Origin of the sequence: Sulfoacidibacillus ferrooxidans, assembly GCF_022606465.1 — a bacterium.
Classification (GTDB): Bacteria; Bacillota; Bacilli; order Alicyclobacillales; family SLC66; genus Sulfoacidibacillus; species Sulfoacidibacillus ferrooxidans.
Genome location: NZ_JALBUF010000149.1, coordinates 1 through 212 on the forward strand (window position 1 = coordinate 1; position 212 = coordinate 212).

The 212-nt window shown below is 47.2% G+C and carries 1 protein-coding gene; it reads left to right on the top strand.

From position 1 onward, the window contains the following. On the top strand, window positions 1–212 hold a 212-nt coding region (locus MM817_RS17740), incomplete at both ends, for an IS110 family transposase (protein ID WP_272880053.1).

A 212-nucleotide genomic window follows, 5' to 3' on the forward strand; every position in this document is an offset into this window, starting at 1 on the left:
GAGGTGTACGTGCTGTGTATTTTGTTGGTATTGACATTGCTAAACGCAATCATGAAGCCTGTATCATCGACTCAACTGGGCAGATTCAAGGCAAGACGCTACGTTTCACAAATTCTCAGGCTGGTGGCCAGAAGCTAATCCAGTGGATGCAGAATGTCGATCACGATTTGTCATTCACAGAAGTAGCCTTGGAGGCCACAGGTCACTACTGG